At 69.7% G+C, this 15,324-nt stretch carries 14 protein-coding genes and 1 pseudogene; 4 read left to right on the forward strand and 11 right to left on the reverse strand.

What is annotated here, in order from left to right:
• Positions 1-144 precede the first annotated feature (144 nt).
• A complete protein-coding gene (locus MCHUDSM44219_RS07855) occupies positions 145-555 on the forward strand; it encodes a cupin domain-containing protein (RefSeq protein ID WP_048417680.1) in 411 nt (136 codons plus the stop codon).
• A gap of 8 nt (positions 556-563) precedes the next feature.
• A complete protein-coding gene (locus tag MCHUDSM44219_RS07860; RefSeq protein ID WP_082162100.1) occupies positions 564-1,217 on the forward strand; it encodes a nitroreductase in 654 nt (217 codons plus the stop codon).
• 10 nt (positions 1,218-1,227) lie between these two features.
• Here MCHUDSM44219_RS07860 and metH read toward each other — a convergent pair whose 3' ends face one another.
• Positions 1,228-4,992, reverse strand: a complete 3,765-nt coding sequence (gene metH / locus MCHUDSM44219_RS07865; protein WP_109777633.1) for a methionine synthase — start codon at positions 4,990-4,992, stop codon at positions 1,228-1,230.
• Between the two features lie 311 nt (positions 4,993-5,303).
• Between metH and MCHUDSM44219_RS07870 the strand changes: the two genes are divergently transcribed.
• Complete coding sequence (locus MCHUDSM44219_RS07870) at positions 5,304-6,182, forward strand: PAC2 family protein (RefSeq protein ID WP_048417698.1); 879 nt, start codon at positions 5,304-5,306, stop codon at positions 6,180-6,182.
• Between the two features lies 1 nt (position 6,183).
• On the opposite strand, the gene MCHUDSM44219_RS07875 is transcribed toward MCHUDSM44219_RS07870, so the two are convergent.
• The 10 genes from MCHUDSM44219_RS07875 to MCHUDSM44219_RS07920 form a co-directional block, all read right to left on the reverse strand.
• Positions 6,184-7,176, reverse strand: a complete 993-nt coding sequence (locus MCHUDSM44219_RS07875) for a patatin-like phospholipase family protein (protein ID WP_082162101.1) — start codon at positions 7,174-7,176, stop codon at positions 6,184-6,186.
• 10 nt (positions 7,177-7,186) lie between these two features.
• Positions 7,187-8,617, reverse strand: a complete 1,431-nt coding sequence (locus MCHUDSM44219_RS07880; RefSeq protein WP_048417699.1) for a DUF1254 domain-containing protein — start codon at positions 8,615-8,617, stop codon at positions 7,187-7,189.
• 17 nt (positions 8,618-8,634) lie between these two features.
• Positions 8,635-9,513 (reverse strand): SDR family oxidoreductase, encoded by an 879-nt coding sequence (locus MCHUDSM44219_RS07885; RefSeq protein WP_048417683.1) that lies wholly within the window; start codon positions 9,511-9,513, stop codon positions 8,635-8,637.
• 28 nt (positions 9,514-9,541) lie between these two features.
• Positions 9,542-10,780 carry a cysteine--1-D-myo-inosityl 2-amino-2-deoxy-alpha-D-glucopyranoside ligase gene (gene mshC, locus MCHUDSM44219_RS07890; protein WP_048417684.1) on the reverse strand — a complete coding sequence of 413 codons (1,239 nt, stop codon included), beginning with the start codon at positions 10,778-10,780 and terminating at the stop codon, positions 9,542-9,544.
• Between the two features lie 66 nt (positions 10,781-10,846).
• Positions 10,847-11,614 carry a 3'(2'),5'-bisphosphate nucleotidase CysQ gene (locus tag MCHUDSM44219_RS07895; protein ID WP_048417685.1) on the reverse strand — a complete coding sequence of 256 codons (768 nt, stop codon included), beginning with the start codon at positions 11,612-11,614 and terminating at the stop codon, positions 10,847-10,849.
• A gap of 17 nt (positions 11,615-11,631) precedes the next feature.
• The gene (locus tag MCHUDSM44219_RS07900; RefSeq protein WP_048417686.1) at positions 11,632-12,441 is read right to left on the reverse strand and encodes an Rv2133c family protein; all 810 of its coding nucleotides are present in this window, start codon (positions 12,439-12,441) and stop codon (positions 11,632-11,634) included.
• Positions 12,425-13,012: an Rv2134c family protein gene (locus MCHUDSM44219_RS07905; RefSeq protein ID WP_048417687.1), complete on the reverse strand. Its 588-nt coding sequence runs from the start codon at positions 13,010-13,012 to the stop codon at positions 12,425-12,427. Before MCHUDSM44219_RS07905 ends, MCHUDSM44219_RS07900 begins: the two co-directional genes overlap by 17 nt.
• 27 nt (positions 13,013-13,039) lie before the next feature.
• The gene (locus tag MCHUDSM44219_RS07910; protein WP_048417688.1) at positions 13,040-13,738 is read right to left on the reverse strand and encodes a histidine phosphatase family protein; all 699 of its coding nucleotides are present in this window, start codon (positions 13,736-13,738) and stop codon (positions 13,040-13,042) included.
• Complete coding sequence (locus MCHUDSM44219_RS07915) at positions 13,735-14,565, reverse strand: undecaprenyl-diphosphate phosphatase (protein ID WP_048417689.1); 831 nt, start codon at positions 14,563-14,565, stop codon at positions 13,735-13,737. Before MCHUDSM44219_RS07915 ends, MCHUDSM44219_RS07910 begins: the two co-directional genes overlap by 4 nt.
• A 45-nt stretch (positions 14,566-14,610) precedes the next feature.
• Positions 14,611-14,922, reverse strand: coding sequence for a hypothetical protein (locus tag MCHUDSM44219_RS07920; protein WP_197044815.1), 312 nt, complete (start codon positions 14,920-14,922; stop codon positions 14,611-14,613).
• A gap of 168 nt (positions 14,923-15,090) precedes the next feature.
• On the opposite strand from MCHUDSM44219_RS07920, the pseudogene MCHUDSM44219_RS07925 reads away from it, so the two are divergent.
• A pseudogene (locus tag MCHUDSM44219_RS07925) lies at positions 15,091-15,324 on the forward strand (hypothetical protein); the annotation flags it as partial.

The following is a 15,324-nucleotide window of genomic DNA, read 5'->3' on the forward strand; positions in this document are numbered from 1 at the left end:
CGCCGATTGTGTCACGAAACGGCCCCGCGGCGCGAACCGCGCACCCCGGGGCCGCGGCCGGACTACGGATTGTCAAGGGTCCCCCGGGACCGCCGCAGTGCCAGGGTCGAAGGAGAAGATCCGCCGACGACCGGAAGGCCAGCCATGTCCGACCAGACGCAACGACTGATGAAGGCGATGACCCTGCTGCAGTCCGTCACACCGCCCCACATTTCGGCCGGCGCCGAGGCGATGACCGCGGTCATCGAGTGGGGTCCCGGTGACGCCGGCGCGCCCCCTCACCGGCACCCCGGCGGACCGTGCTTCGGATACGTCCTCGAGGGCGAGATGCTCTTCGAACTCGAAGGCGAGCCACCCCGCGTCATCACCGCCGGCGAGGCGTTCTGGGAGCCCGGCGGCGACGTCATCCACTACTCCGACGGCAACAACCGCGACGACGTACCGCTGCGCTTCCTGGTCACCATGCTCTGCCGGCCGGGCGTCGACATGTTCGTCCTGGTCGACGACGCCGAACTGGAGGCACGCAAGGACCGCCGCGTGCCCGCGGCCCGGTAGGAGGCAGCGTGTCCGATCTCGACACCGTGGTCCGGCGGCGGCACTCCACGCGAATGTTCCTGCCCGACAAGCCGGTACCGCCGGAACTGCTCGACGAGGCGTTGACGCTGGCGATGCGGGCGCCCTCGAACTCCAACGTGCAACCGTGGCGGCTGTTCCTGGCCACCGGCGCCCGGCGCGAACGCCTCGCCGGCGCGCTCGCCGCCGCGGTGCGCGCCGACCCGCCCCCCGCGATGGGCATCCCGGAGTCGCACAGCCACCTGCGCCGTCAACTGGGGGCACTGGTCTACGGCGCGATGGGCGTCGCCCGCGAGGACACCGCGGGCCGCTGGAACGCGCAGCTGCGCAACTGGGACTTCTTCCACGCACCGGTCGCCGGCATCGTGTGCATGCACCAGGACCTCGGGTTCGCCGACGCGATCGGGGTCGGCATGTTCCTGCAGACGCTGCTGCTCGCGCTCACCGACCGCGGGCTGGACACCTGCGTGCAGGTCTCCACAGCGCTCTATCCCGAGGTCGCCCGCGAACAGCTCGGCATCCCCGCCGAACTGACCGTGTTGTGCGGCATCTGCATCGGCTACGCCGACCCCGCCTTCCCGGCGAACTTCCTCGACATCCCGCGCAACGCCGTCACCGACAACGTCGTCGTCTACGACGACTGACGTTCGCGGCTCAGTCCTCCGGGTTGTAGCCGAGGTTCGGGGCCAGCCACCGCTCGGCCTCCTGCAGCGTCCAGCCCTTGCGCTTCGCGTAGTCGGCGACCTGGTCCTGCGCCAGCCGGCCGACGACGAAGTACTGCGACTGGGGATGCGAGAAGTACCAGCCGCTGACCGCGGCGCCGGGCCACATCGCCATCGACTCGGTCAGCTCGATGCCGGTGCGGGTCTTGACGTCCATCAGCTGCCACAGCGTGGCCTTCTCGGTGTGCTCCGGGCAGGCCGGGTAACCGGGCGCGGGACGGATGCCGCGGTACCTCTCCCCGATGAGGGCCTCGTTGTCGAGGTGTTCGTCGGGCTGGTATCCCCAGAACTCCGTGCGGACCCGCTGATGCATGCGTTCGGCGAACGCCTCGGCCAGCCGGTCGGCGAGCGACTCCAGCAGGATCGCGTTGTAGTCGTCGTGCGCCGCCTTGAACTCGGCGATCTTGTCCGCGCCGCCCAGGCCCGCGGTGACCGCGAAGGCGCCGACGTAATCCGCCAGACCCGTGTCCTTGGGGGCGACGAAGTCGCCGAGGCTCCGGTTCGGGATGCCGTCGCGGTGCTGGCCCTGCTGGCGCAGGTTGTGCAGCCTCGTCAGCACCTCGGTGCGGGTGTCGTCGGTGTAGACCTCGACGTCGTCACCGACCGCGTTCGCCGGGAAGAAGCCGATCACGCCGTTGGCGGTCAGCCACTTCTCCTTGATCAGGGTGTCGAGCATCTCCTGGGCGTCGTCGTACAGCTTGCGGGCGGTCTCTCCCGACGCCGGGTTGTTGAGGATGTCGGGGAACCGGCCCTTCATCTCCCAGGCGTTGAAGAACGGCTGCCAGTCGATGTACTCGCGCAGCTCGGCCACGTCGTAGTCGAGGAATTCGCGCACGCCGAGACCCTGCGCGGGCACCGGCGGCGTGTAGCCGTCCCAGTCGATGGGCGTGCGGTTCGCGCGCGCCTTCTCCAGCGTCAGCATCGGCCGCTCGTTCTTCTGCGCGTGCCGTTCACGCAGCGACGCGTAGTCCTTCTCGGTGGCCTCGAGCAGCGCTGGGCGCTGCCGGTCGTCGAGCAAGGCGGCCGCGACGGGCACCGAACGGGATGCGTCCTTGACCCACACCACCGGGCCGGAACGGCGCGGCGCCACCTTGACCGCGGTGTGCGCGCGTGACGTGGTCGCCCCGCCGATCAGCAGCGGGATCTCCAGCCCCTCGCGTTCCATCTCGACGGCGAAGTTGACCATCTCGTCGAGCGACGGGGTGATCAGCCCGGACAGGCCGATGATGTCGGCGTCGTGCTCCTTGGCGGCGTCCAGGATCTTGCGGGCGGGCACCATCACGCCGAGGTCGATCACCTCGAAGTTGTTGCACTGCAACACGACTCCGACGATGTTCTTGCCGATGTCGTGGACGTCACCCTTCACGGTCGCCATGATGATGGTGCCGTTGGTGTCTTTCGTGGCCGTCGTGCCGTTCTCGGCCTTCTCCGCCTCGATGTAGGGCAGCAGGTACGCCACGGCCTTCTTCATCACCCGGGCCGACTTCACCACCTGGGGCAGGAACATCTTGCCCGAGCCGAAGAGGTCGCCCACCACGTTCATCCCGTCCATCAGCGGGCCCTCGATCACCTCGATCGGCCGCCCGCCCGCGGCGGCGATCTCGGCGCGCAGTTCCTCGGTGTCGTCGTCGACGTGGGCGTCGATGCCCTTGACCAGGGCATGGGTGATGCGCTCCCGGACCGGGAGAGACCGCCACTCGGCTGCCGCCGGGTCCTCGCCCTTCTCCGACTTGTTGAACCGCTCGGCGATCTCCAGCAGGCGTTCGGCGGCGTCCTCGCGGCGGTTCAGCACCACGTCCTCGATGCGCTCGCGCAGCTCGGGGTCGATCGAGTCGTACGGCACCAGCGCGCCGGCGTTGACGATGCCCATGTCCAGGCCGGCCTTGATGGCGTGGAACAGGAACACCGCATGGATGGCCTCGCGAACCGGGTTGTTGCCCCGGAACGAGAACGACACGTTCGAGATACCGCCCGAGATGTGCACCGCGGGCAGGTTCTCCTTGATCCACGCGCACGCGTCGATGAAGTCGATTCCGTAGGTCGCGTGCTCCTCGATGCCCGTCGCCAGCGCGAAGCAGTTCGGGTCGAAGATGATGTCCTCGGCCGGGAACCCGACCTCCTCGGTGAGGATCCGGTAGGCGCGGCCGCAGATCTCCTTGCGGCGCTCCAGGTTGTCGGCCTGCCCCTGCTCGTCGAACGCCATCACGACGACGGCGGCGCCGTACTTGCGGCACAGCCGGGCCTCGCGGACGAACTTCTCCTCGCCCTCCTTCATGGAGACCGAGTTGACGATCGGCTTGCCCTGCACGTTCTTCAGGCCGGCCTCGATGACCTCCCACTTGGAGGAGTCGATCATCACCGGGACGCGGCTGATGTCGGGTTCGGCCGCGATCAGCTTGGTGAAGCGGTCCATCGCGGCGACGCCGTCGATCATCCCCTCGTCCATGTTGATGTCGATGACCTGCGCCCCGACCTCGACCTGCTGCAGCGCCACCGACAGCGCGGTGTCGTAGTCCTCGGCCTTGATGAGGTTGCGGAACCGGGCCGACCCGGTGATGTTGGTGCGCTCACCGATGTTGACGAACAGCGAATCCTCGGTGATGTTGAGCGGCTCCAGGCCCGACAGCCGGGTGGCCAGCGGGATCTCCGGCACGTCTCGCGGCGCCTTGCCCTCGACGACCTTGGCGATCTCGGCGATGTGCGCCGGCGTCGTGCCGCAGCACCCCCCGACCATGTTGACCAGGCCCGCCTCGGCGAAGTCGGCGACGTGACCGGCCTGGCGCTTCGGGGATTCGTCGTACTCGCCGAAGGCGTTGGGCAGCCCCGCGTTCGGGTAGCAGGACACGAAGGTGTCCGCGATCCGGGACATCTCCGCGAGGTAGGGCCGCATCTCCGGCGCGCCCAGTGCGCAGTTGAGGCCGACCGCCAGCGGCTTGGCGTGCCGGATCGAATTCCAGAACGCCTCGGTGACCTGCCCCGACAACGTCCGTCCGGAAGCGTCGGTGATGGTGCCCGAGACGATCACCGGCCAGCGGCGTCCGCGGTCCTCGAACAGCGTCTCGATCGCGAAGATCGCGGCCTTGGCGTTCAGCGTGTCGAAGATGGTCTCGACGATCAGCAGGTCCGCCCCACCGTCGACGAGGCCACGGGCGGCATCGAGGTAGGCGGCGACCAGTTGGTCGTAGGAGACGTTGCGCGCACCGGGGTCGTTGACGTCCGGCGAGATCGACGCGGTGCGCGTCGTGGGCCCCAGCGCACCGGCGACGTAGCGGGGCTTGTCCTCGGTGCTGAACTCGTCGCAGGCCGCCCGGGCCAGGGCCGCGCCCGCGTAGTTCAGCTCGTAGGCGAACTCCTCCATGCCGTAATCGGACAGCGAGACCGCGTTCGCATTGAACGTGTTGGTCTCGAGGATGTCGGCGCCCGCGTCGAGATACTCGCGGTGGATGTCGGCGATGATATGCGGCTGCGTCAGCGTGAGCAGGTCGTTGTTGCCGACGAGGTCGCTCGGCCAGTCCTTGAAGCGCTCGCCGCGGTAGCCGGCCTCATCCGGCCGGTCCCGCTGGATCGCGGTGCCCATCGCTCCGTCGATCACCATGATCCGCTGACGCAGCGCGTCGGTCAGCGCGTCGGTGCAGTCGGGACGGATGTTCGGCGCGAAGGCGTCCGATTCCGGAGTGTCCACAAGCGTTCCTTCCATGGCGGAAGGCGTCCTTGACTCTGCCGAGCGTGGCGGACACCGGCTCATCACCGGAACCCGTTGCAACGCCTCTCGACGGAGAAAAGTCTAACGTCGTCTCCCGATCGACGTCTGGACGCCCACCTCGTCGCTGCGATCGACCCGCAACCCGCTCGGCGTGCACGCCATCGTGCGCGCCGGCCATGCGACAGTGCCGGTCGAGTCGTCGTCTCCCAGGTTAACCAGAAGGCCGCGGAGGCTATTTCGCCGACCGCACCCCGGGGGCGGGTCGATGCCCGTCATCTGACCCACGCAGGGCTTACGCTGGATTGGTGACCCCCTCGGATTTCGGCGGTCCGAAGCGACCCGACCTCCCTGACCTGCGCGACACGATCGTCGTCGCCGCATTCGAGGGGTGGAACGACGCCGGAGACGCGGCCAGCGATGCCCTGGAGCATCTCGATGCCATCTGGGAGGCGGAGACGATCGTCGAGATCGACGACGAGGCCTACTACGACTACCAGGTCAATCGTCCGGTGATCCGCCAGGTCGACGGGGTGACCCGGGAGCTGGTGTGGCCGTCGATGCGGATCTCGCACTGCCGCCCGCCGGGCGCCGACCGCGACATCGTGCTGATGCACGGCGTGGAACCCAACATGCGGTGGCGCACCTTCTGCGCCGAACTGCTGGCGATCGCCGACAAGCTCAACGTGCAGACCGTGGTGATCCTGGGCGCGCTGCTGGCCGACACGCCGCACACGCGCCCCGTCCCGGTGTCGGGCGCGGCCTACTCCCCCGACTCGGCCAAGACGTTCGGACTCGAGGAGACCCGGTACGAGGGACCCACGGGCATCGCGGGCGTGTTCCAGGACGCGTGCGTGCAGGCGGGCATCCCCGCGGTCACCTTCTGGGCCGCGGTGCCGCACTACGTGTCGCAACCCCCTAACCCGAAGGCCACCGTCGCGCTGCTGCGCCGCGTCGAGGACGTCCTCGACATCGAGGTGCCGCTGGCCGACCTGCCCGCCCAGGCCGAGGAGTGGGAGCAGGCGGTCACCGAGATGACCTCGGAGGACGACGAGATCGCCGAGTACGTGCAGTCGCTCGAAGAGCGCGGCGACGCGGAGGTCGACATGAACGAGGCGCTGGGCAAGATCGACGGCGACGCGCTGGCGGCGGAGTTCGAGCGCTACCTGCGCAGACGCGGCCGGTAGCTCACCGGAAGCGGTCGACGTAGTCGGTCCAGTCCCACGTCGTCAGGAATTCCTCACCTGCCCGCAGGCCCTTCAGGTAGAGGGTGCGTTTCTCGGCGGTGGTGAGGTCGAAGTCGAGGACCCCGACCTCGCGGGTGTCGATCCGGATGGTGCGGACGCTGACCCACGGCTGGTTCAGGTAGGCCTGATCCCGCCCCACCAGGATCGTCGTCAGCACCTGCTCGAGCAGTGTCGGCGAGCCGAGCAGATGCAGCGGCCGCAGCGCCGGGATCACCTGGTCGGACTCGGCCGGCAGGGTGGGCAGCAACGTCACGCCGAACGTCGGCCAGCGCGGCTTGCCCCCGTCGGTGCGGTCCAGCGAGTCGATCGGGAAGTTGGACAGCAGCCCGCCGTCGACCAGCGTCGAGGTGATGCCGTCGGCGCTGGTCAGCGTTTCGGGATGGAAGAAGAACGGGATCGCGGTCGACGCGCGCACCGCGTCGGCGACCTTCTGTTCGTCCGGGTCGAGGCCGTAGACGCGCCGGTAGTCCCACGGCAGCCGGACCAGCTCGCCGCGGGTGACGTCGGCGACGGTCACGACCAGGCGGTAGCGCTGCTCGGGCGGCAGCTGCGGATCGTCGATGGCCAGGTCGGCGAACGTCGTCACCCCGAAGCCGGCGAGTTGGTCGGCCACCCAGCGCCGCAGCGCCTCACCCCGGTAGATGCCGCCGCCGCTGAGCACTCCCCACGCCGGGCCGAGCACCGGCACCCGTTCGATCGGCCCGGGGTCGAGGAAGGCGCGGTAGTCGATGGACAGCGCGAGGTCCTCGAGCTGCCCCGAGGTGAGGTCGCCGTGCTGCGCGGCCGCGGCGAGCACGGCCCCGACCAGGGCGCCGGCCGACGTACCGGAGATGCGCTGCGGCACGTACTCGGCGTCGACGAGCGCCGCGACGGCGCCGACCAGGGCGATGCCCTTGACGCCGCCGCCGGAGAGCACCAGGTCGGCCCGCTTCACCGGCGCCAGGTTAGACCTTTTCCGGCTGCGGCGGCTTCCACGTGCCGTTCAGGGCGTCGGGCTTCGGCCAGTACAGGCGCAGCACCAGCGAGAACGGCCCCTTCGGGGTGGGCAGCCAGTTCGCTTCCCGGTCCAGGCCGGGCGAGCTGTTCTGCACGTAGAAGGTGTAGCCGCCGTCGGAGTCGGGCACCAGGCTCGGCAGCATCGGCGAGTTGATCAGGTAGCGGTTGATCGGGTTGGCCACCAGCATGCTCTGCGGCAGCTCGTAGACCGTCAGCGACCAGAACGCGTTGACCGGCGGCAGCTGCCCCTTGGCGAACCGGAACGTGTAGTTGTTGGCCCCGGTCAGCGGGGCGCCGGTGGAGTCGGTGGTGAAGCTCGGGTAGAGCGCTTCGGCAGCGGTGTTGCCGTAGATGCCGAACACCGCGCCGGCCATCCGGTACAGGTAGTTGCCCTTGAGGTCCTGGCGGGTGCCGAAGAACTGGGCCGATCCGACCTTGCCGGTGTCGATGTCGTTCTTCTTCAGCGCGTCGAGCTCGGCCCACGCGTCGGCCATGCCGCCCTCGATCGCCGTGCGCATCTCGGGGGTGAGCTTCTCGGCGTCGAAGTTGCCGTCGGGCCCGATACCGATCTTCGCGAATCGTTCGCGCAAGTCCTTCTCCTCGGGCAGCGTCGGCGCGAAGCGCAGCGCGAAGTTCAGGATCTCGAAGAACTGCGGCGACGTGCGCTGCTGGTCGGGAGTCAGCGGCGGCACGAAGTCGATCGGCGGGGCCGGCGCGGGCGAGGGCTGGTTGAGGAACACCGACAGCGGGGCCACCTGGTATCCGGCTTGGATCTTCTTGACCTCGTCGATGTCGGACGGTCCGAAAAGCTGCGTGCGGTACAGCACCATCGCGAGCTCGGTGTCCGACCGGATCACCTCGTCGATGCCGGCGGGCTTCTCGCCCTTCCAGTCCGGGCCCGCCAGCAGGTACTTGCCGCCGCCGTTGCCGGTGGTGCGGCTGCCGACGTAGGCGAAGTTGTAGGTGTAGCCGTCGACGAACTGCAGCGAGTAGTACCGGTCCTGCTGGATCGGCGGGACCGTCAGCACGAGCGGTTCGGTGCGCAGGTCGGCGCCGACGGCCGAGTACGGCGTGTCCGAGTTGGGTGTCTGGATCGTGGTGTCCTCGGGGGTGAACACCCGCGCGGTGTTGTGCACCTCGTTCCAGCCGCCCTTGTACTGCGGGTCCTGCTTGTCGACGAAGTAGGTGTACTGCACCCGGTAGTTGTCGACGATCGGAAACCCGTAGATGTAGGCCTCTTTGGCGATGGCCCGGGCCTCCTCGGGGGTGACGGGCGCCGGGGTCGTCGACGCCGACGGCGACGACGACGACGACGAACTCTGCGCCTGGTCGCTCGCCTGTCCGCTGCAGCCGGCGACGACGAGCATCGCGGCCGTCATGAGCAGTGCTCTGATTTTCACCGGGTCTCCAGATCCGTGGTGCGGGAACTCATCGAACGGCCGAGCGCCGCGACTTCGGCGTCCATGCGCGGGAGCAGGTCGGGCACGAAGGCGCGGACCGGTTGCTCGCCGAGCGATGTGGACAGCAGCGGTTTGAGCACGCGCAGGGCGCCGACCCAGCCGGGGCAGTTGATCTGACGCCTGCGGTTCTCGATCCCGGCGACGAACGCCCGTCCGCACGCCTGCACCGAGGTCGTCTTGTTCAGCGGGAACGGCAACTTGCTCAGCATCTCCTGGAATGTCGACAGGTCGGCCTTGGTGTCCTGCACCATCGGCGTGTCGATCCAGGACATGTGCGCCGACCCGACATCGACGCCGCGGTGGGACACCTCCAGACGCAGCGCATTGGCGAAGTGCTCGACAGCGGCCTTGGATGCGTTGTAGGGCGCCAGCCCGGGCGCGGCGGCGTAGGCGGCCAGCGACGACACGATCAGCACGTAGCCGCGGCGGTCGAGCACCGAGGGCAGGGTGGCCCGCACGGTGTGGAACACCCCCATCACGTTGATGTCCATCAGGGCCTGGAACGCCTCAGGGTCGACCTGCAGCACCGAGCCGTACGAGGCGATTCCGGCGTTGGCCATCACGACGTCGATGCCGCCGAACCTCTCGATCGCGTTCGCGGCGGCCGTCTCCATCGCGGCCAGGCTGCGCACGTCGGCCGTCTCGGCGTGCACCCGCTCCGCGCCCAGCTCGTCGACCATCGAGGCGACCGCGGCCCCGTCGAGGTCGGTCAGAGCGAGATTGGCGCCCTTGGCGTGCAGGCGGCGGGCCACCTCGGCGCCGACGCCGCGCGCACCGCCCGTGATGAGTACTGTCTTGCCGGCCACCGATCCCATGGCGGCAACCTACTCCACCGCCGGGGTGTTACAGCTGAACTCCCAGCAGCGCGTCGACCGCCGTGGCGACGGTCCGCCCGGCGGTCGCGTCGTGCCCACCGTAGGACAGCGCGTCGGTGGCCCAACCATCAAGGGCAGCAAGAGCTTTGGGGGTGTCGAGATCGTCGGCGAGGTACCGGCGCACCCGGGCGACGACGTCGCCGGCATCCGGCGCGCCATCAAGTGAGGTCGCGCTGCGCCACCGGTGCAGACGCTGCTGGGCCTCCTCGAGCACCGCCGGGCTCCAGAACCGGTCCTCGCGGTAGTGACCCGCGAACAGCCCCAACCGGATCGCCGCCGGATCCACACCGTCGCGGCGCAGCTGCGACACCAGCACCAGGTTGCCGCGGCTCTTGCTCATCTTGTGCCCGTCCCAGCCGATCATGCCGGCGTGCACGTAGTGGCGCGCGAAACGCCGCTCCCCCGAGACGCATTCGGCGTGGGCGGCGGAGAACTCGTGGTGCGGGAAGATCAGGTCGCTGCCGCCGCCCTGGATGTCCAGGCCGGTGCCGATGCGGCTCAGCGCGATCGCCGCACACTCGACATGCCAGCCGGGCCGGCCGGGACCGAACGGCGACGGCCAGCTCGGCTCGCCGGGCCGCTGGGCGCGCCACAACAGCGCGTCGAGCGGGTCGGCCTTGCCCTGCCGGTCCGGATCACCGCCGCGCTCGGCGAACAGCGCGAGCATCGTGTCGCGGTCGTACCCGGACTCGTACCCGAACTGCAGGGTCGCGTCGGCACGGAAGTAGACGTCGGGATACTCCTGATCGTCGACGACATAGGCCGCGCCGGAGGCCAGCAGCTTCTCCACCACCTCGACGACCTCGGCGATGGCCTCGGTGGCCGCCACATAATCGCGCGGCGGCACCACCCGCAGCGCCGCCATGTCCTCGCGGAACAGGTCGGTCTCCCGGTCGGCGAGCTCGCGCCACCCGATGCCGTCACGGTCGGCGCGTTCGAACAGCGGATCGTCGACGTCGGTGATGTTCTGCACGTAGTGCACGTCGTGACCCGCGTCCAGCCACACCCGGGCCACCAGGTCGAAGGTCAGATAGGTCGCGGCGTGACCCAGGTGGGTGGCGTCGTACGGGGTGATCCCGCAGACGTACATGGTCGCGGTGGAGCCGGCACTCACCGGCCGGACCTGGCGATCGGCGCTGTCGTAGAGCCGCAGTTGCGGACCCCGACCAGCGAGCACCGGAACGCTCGGCGCCGACCACGATTGCATGGCTTCGACTCTAGACATCAGCCTCTGCGACAACGCCGAGGGCCGTTTCATTCCCGTTCATGTCCTCTAGCGCCGGTAGGTCGACCAGATCACCTCGAGCAGCGTGTCGGCCACCTCGGGCCGGCACATCAGCAGGTCGGGCAGATAGGGGTCGCGACGGTTGTAGATCAGCGGGCTGCCGTCCAGGCGCGTCGCGTGCAGCCCGGCGGCCCACAACACCCCGGCCGGGGCGGCCGAATCCCACTCCCACTGGCCGCCGGCGTGCACGTAGGCGTCCACATCGCCGCGCACCACGGCCATCGCCTTGGCGCCGGCCGAACCGATGCGGACCAGCTGGATGTCGAGTTCCTCCCGCATCCGCCACAGCACCGCGGGCGGCCTGCTGGCGCTGGCGGTGATCCGGATGGGCCCGTCGGTGCGTGGCGGCGGAGCGCTCACGGTGTCGGTGCGGTACACCTCCCCGCGGGCAGGCAGCGCCACGGCGGCGTCGGTGATCGCTCCCCCGCTCGAGCCGTCGCGTTGCCACAGCGCGATGTGCACCGCCCAGTCGGCCCGCCCGGGCATCGAGTACTCGTAGGTGCCGTCGACGGGGTCGACGATCCAGACCCGGTCGGCGTGGACGCGCGAGACGTCGTCGGCGGCCTCCTCGGACAGGATGGCGTCGTGCGGCCGATGCTGGTGCAGGCGGTCCAGGATCAGCGTGTTGGCCCGCATGTCGCCGGCGTCGCCCAGGTCGTAGGGGTCGTAGAAACCGATCTGCTCGCGCATGGACAGCAGCAGGTCACCGGCCTCGGCGGCCACGGTGGCGGCCAGCGCTGCGTCGGTGAGTGTCACCGGGTCAGTAGATCACGTCAGAACGCCGGCCACGGGATCGGGCGGCGCCGGTCAGGCGTGGGCATCACCGGATTACGCAGCAGCGCAACGACTCTGGCGCGAAGCGCGGCCACCTCGCGGGGGGTGACGTGGCAGCACAGCTCGGCGCCGAGCTCGCCGCGCAGCGCCTCGCCGAGCGCGGCGACATCGGTCAGGGTGTCGTCGTCGACGGGCTTGCCGGCCCAGCCCCACAGCACGGTGCGCAGCTTGTCCTCGACGTGCAGGGTCACCCCGTGGTCGACGCCGTAGACCTGGCCGTCGACGCCGGAGAGCACATGGCCGCCCTTGCGGTCGGCGTTGTTGATCAGGACGTCGAACACGGCGAGGCGGCGCAGCCGCTCGTTGTCGGCGTGCACCAGGGTGACCTCGTCACCGGCGTAGTCGTAGGCCTGCAGCACGGGCAGAAAACCCGGCGGGATCGCCCCGGCGGGCAGCAGGTCGATCAGATCGGGCCCGGATGCGGCGGTCTCGTCGTCCTCGTCGTCGGCGGGTTGGTCGACCCAGCGCTGCACCATCCCCGGACCGGCCGGCCCGTCACGAATGATGGTGTAGGGCACCAGATTCCAGCCCAGCGCGGCCGAGACCAGATAGGAGCCCCGCTCCCGTCCGGCCAACGTGCCGTCGGGAAAGTCCCACAGCGGGGCCTCGCCCCGCACGGGCTTGTAGACGCAGTGCACGACCTGCTCGTCCAGGGTCGACTCGCACAGGAACGTCGCGTTGCTCGCGGAGCGGATCCGGCCCAGGACGGTCAGGTCACCGCGGTCGAGGACCTCAGACGTCGTCGACATCGTCGGACCCGCCCAGCGCGCCGCGCCGGTAACCGTTGGTGCGGACGCAGATGTGGCCCTCGGGATCGAGCGGCTCGTCACACAGGGGACAGGGCGGGCGTCCCGCCGAGATGACCCGGTTCGAGCGCGTCGCGAACTCGCGCGCCGATTCGGGGGTGAGGAACACCCGCACCGCGTCGGGGCCCTCCTCCGCGTCGTCGAGCACCACCGACGCGTCGAACTCGGTGTCGGACACCGCGAGCAGTTCCACCACGACGGTCTGCGCCTCGGAGTCCCAGCCCAGTCCCATGGTGCCGACCCGGAACTCCGCGTCGACGGGCGTCACCAGCGGGCTCAGATCCTCGACCTCACCGGTGTCGGGCGGGATCGGCGTGCCGAAGCGGCGGTTGATCTCCAGCAGCAGCGCCGCGATCCGCTCGGCGAGCACGGCCACCTGCTGCTTCTCCAGCACCACCGACACCACCCGGGTGTCGTGCACCGCCTGCAGGTAGAACGTCCGATTCCCCGGTTGACCGACCGTCCCGGCCACGAAGCGGTCGGGAGTGCGGAAGACGTGGATTTCACGGGGCATGGCAGGTTCCAAAATACCGTGCGCGGCTCACCCGGCAGAACCGCCGACCACGGCGTCTCCGGCGGGCACGTCGTCGGTCTTCTCGGGCGGCGGCGGGGCGATCAACGCGGAGTTCAGCGCCGAGCCGGTGTGATTGACGTGGATCACGAACGGGCGCACCGCGGTGTAGCGGACCACGCTGACCGATGCGGGATCGGCGTTGATGCGCTGGAAGCTGTCCAGATGGGTGCCGAGCGCGTCGGCCAGCACCGCCTTGATCACGTCACCGTGAGTGCAGGCGACCCACAGCGCGTCGCCGCCGTGCTCCTCGGCCAGCCGGCGGTCGTGTTCGCGCACAGCGGACACCGCGCGCGCCTGGACGGCGGCCAGACCCTCACCGTCGGGGAACACCGCGGCGCTGGGCTGCTGCTGCACCACCGCCCACAGCGGCTCCTTGACCAGCTCGCCGATCTTGCGTCCCGTCCACGCGCCGTAGTCGACCTCGGCGATCCGGTCGTCGATCACCGGCTCCACGCCCAGCGCGGCAGCCAGCGGTTCCACGGTGCGGCCGCACCGCAGCAGCGGCGACCGCACGATCGCGCGGATGGGCAGTGAGCCGAGCCGTTCGACGAGCGACTCGGCCTGTTCGCGGCCGCGGTCGTCGAGGTCGACGCCTTCGGAACGGCCGGCCAGCGTGTGCGCCGTGTTCGACGTCGAACGGCCGTGGCGCAGCAGGAGAACGGTCATGTCGCCGCCACCACCCCGGTGCCGAGCAGGATCAGGACCACGGTGCCGAGCAGCACGCGGTAGCCGACGAACCAGTACATGCTGTGGCGCACCAGGAACCGCAGAAACCACGCCACCGCGGCGAATCCGACGACGAACGCGATCACGGTCGAGACGAGCAGCTGCGGTCCGGTCGCGCTCATGCCCTCCCCGACGGGCGCGAAGGCGTCGGGCAGCGAGAACAGTCCCGAGGCGAACACCGCGGGAATGGCGAGCAGGAAGCCGAACCGCGCCGCCAGCTCGCGGTCCATGCCGAGGAACAACCCGGCGCTGATGGTGGCGCCGGACCGCGACACCCCCGGCACCAGCGCCAGACACTGCGCCAGGCCGACCGTCACGCTGTCGCGCCAGGTGAGCTGCTCGACGCGTCGAGTCTGCCTGCCGTAGTACTCCGCCGCGGCGATCACCGCGGAGAAGACGATCAATGCCGTTGCGACCAGCCAGAGATTGCGTGCGCCCGTGCGGATCTGGTCTTTGAACAGCAGGCCGACCGCCCCGATGGGGAGGGTGCCGATGATGACCCACCAGCCCAGCCAGTAGTCGCTGCTGCGATGGGCGGCGACGAACAGGCCGTTGAACCAGGCCTTGACGATCCGTCCGATGTCGCGGGCGAAGTACAGCAGCACGGCCGCTTCGGTGCCCAGCTGGCTGACCGCGGTGAAGGACGCCCCGGCGTCGTCGTCGAAGAAGATCCGGGAGGCGATCGCCAGATGCCCCGAGGAGGACACCGGCAGAAATTCGGTGAGCCCCTGCAGTACCGACAGGACCACTACCTGAAGCCACGACATGGCAGGGACGTCCGTCACGACGACGACCGTACCGTGAGGGCAGCGTCAGCGACCGGTCCGCGGCACCGGATGCGCCGCGGCGACCGCGTCGCGCACGACGGCGGTCATGCTCCGCTCGTCGGTCAGATCGATGTCGGTGAGCTTGCGTGTCGCGACCGCGACGACGTCCTCACTCTGGGGCACCAGCCCGCGCAGCCGCGGGCGGTAGACCTCGACGACCAGCTCGTGACGCTCGATGTGGAAGGAGAAACTCCGGCCGTCACCCACCTGGCCGAAGCCGCTGGCGTGGACGCCAGTGGTGATGTCCTCGACCGCGAAGCCCTCCGGGGTCACTACGCGGTCCGTCGCGAGGGTCATGGTATGTACCATACCGCCGCGGGGGCCACCGCGCCCCGCAGATGCCACCGGCCGTGTCCGACCGGGGTGCTTACACTGGCTGTTCGATCAAGATCTGAACGCACGACCGGAAGCTACCCATTGCAGCGCCGTTCAAACCCCCTTTCCCAGCCGGTTCGACTCGGCCTCGTGTTTTCCGCAATCGTGCTGGTCGCCGGGTGTTCGTCGAATCCGGCCGACGCGCCGCCGCCGACCATCGCGCCGGCCCGTGCGGCCGACTCTCCCCCGGCCACCGCGGGCCTGCCCGGCACGGTGTTCCCGCTGCCCGCGGGCGCCCAGGCGGCGGTGTTCGACGCCGCGACCCGCTCGCTGGTCACGCTCGATGCCGCCGCCCCGGACCGCGCCACGGTGACGACGATCGCC

Origin of the sequence: Mycolicibacterium chubuense (genome assembly GCF_001044255.1) — a bacterium.
Lineage (GTDB): Bacteria > Actinomycetota > Actinomycetes > Mycobacteriales > Mycobacteriaceae > Mycobacterium > Mycobacterium chubuense.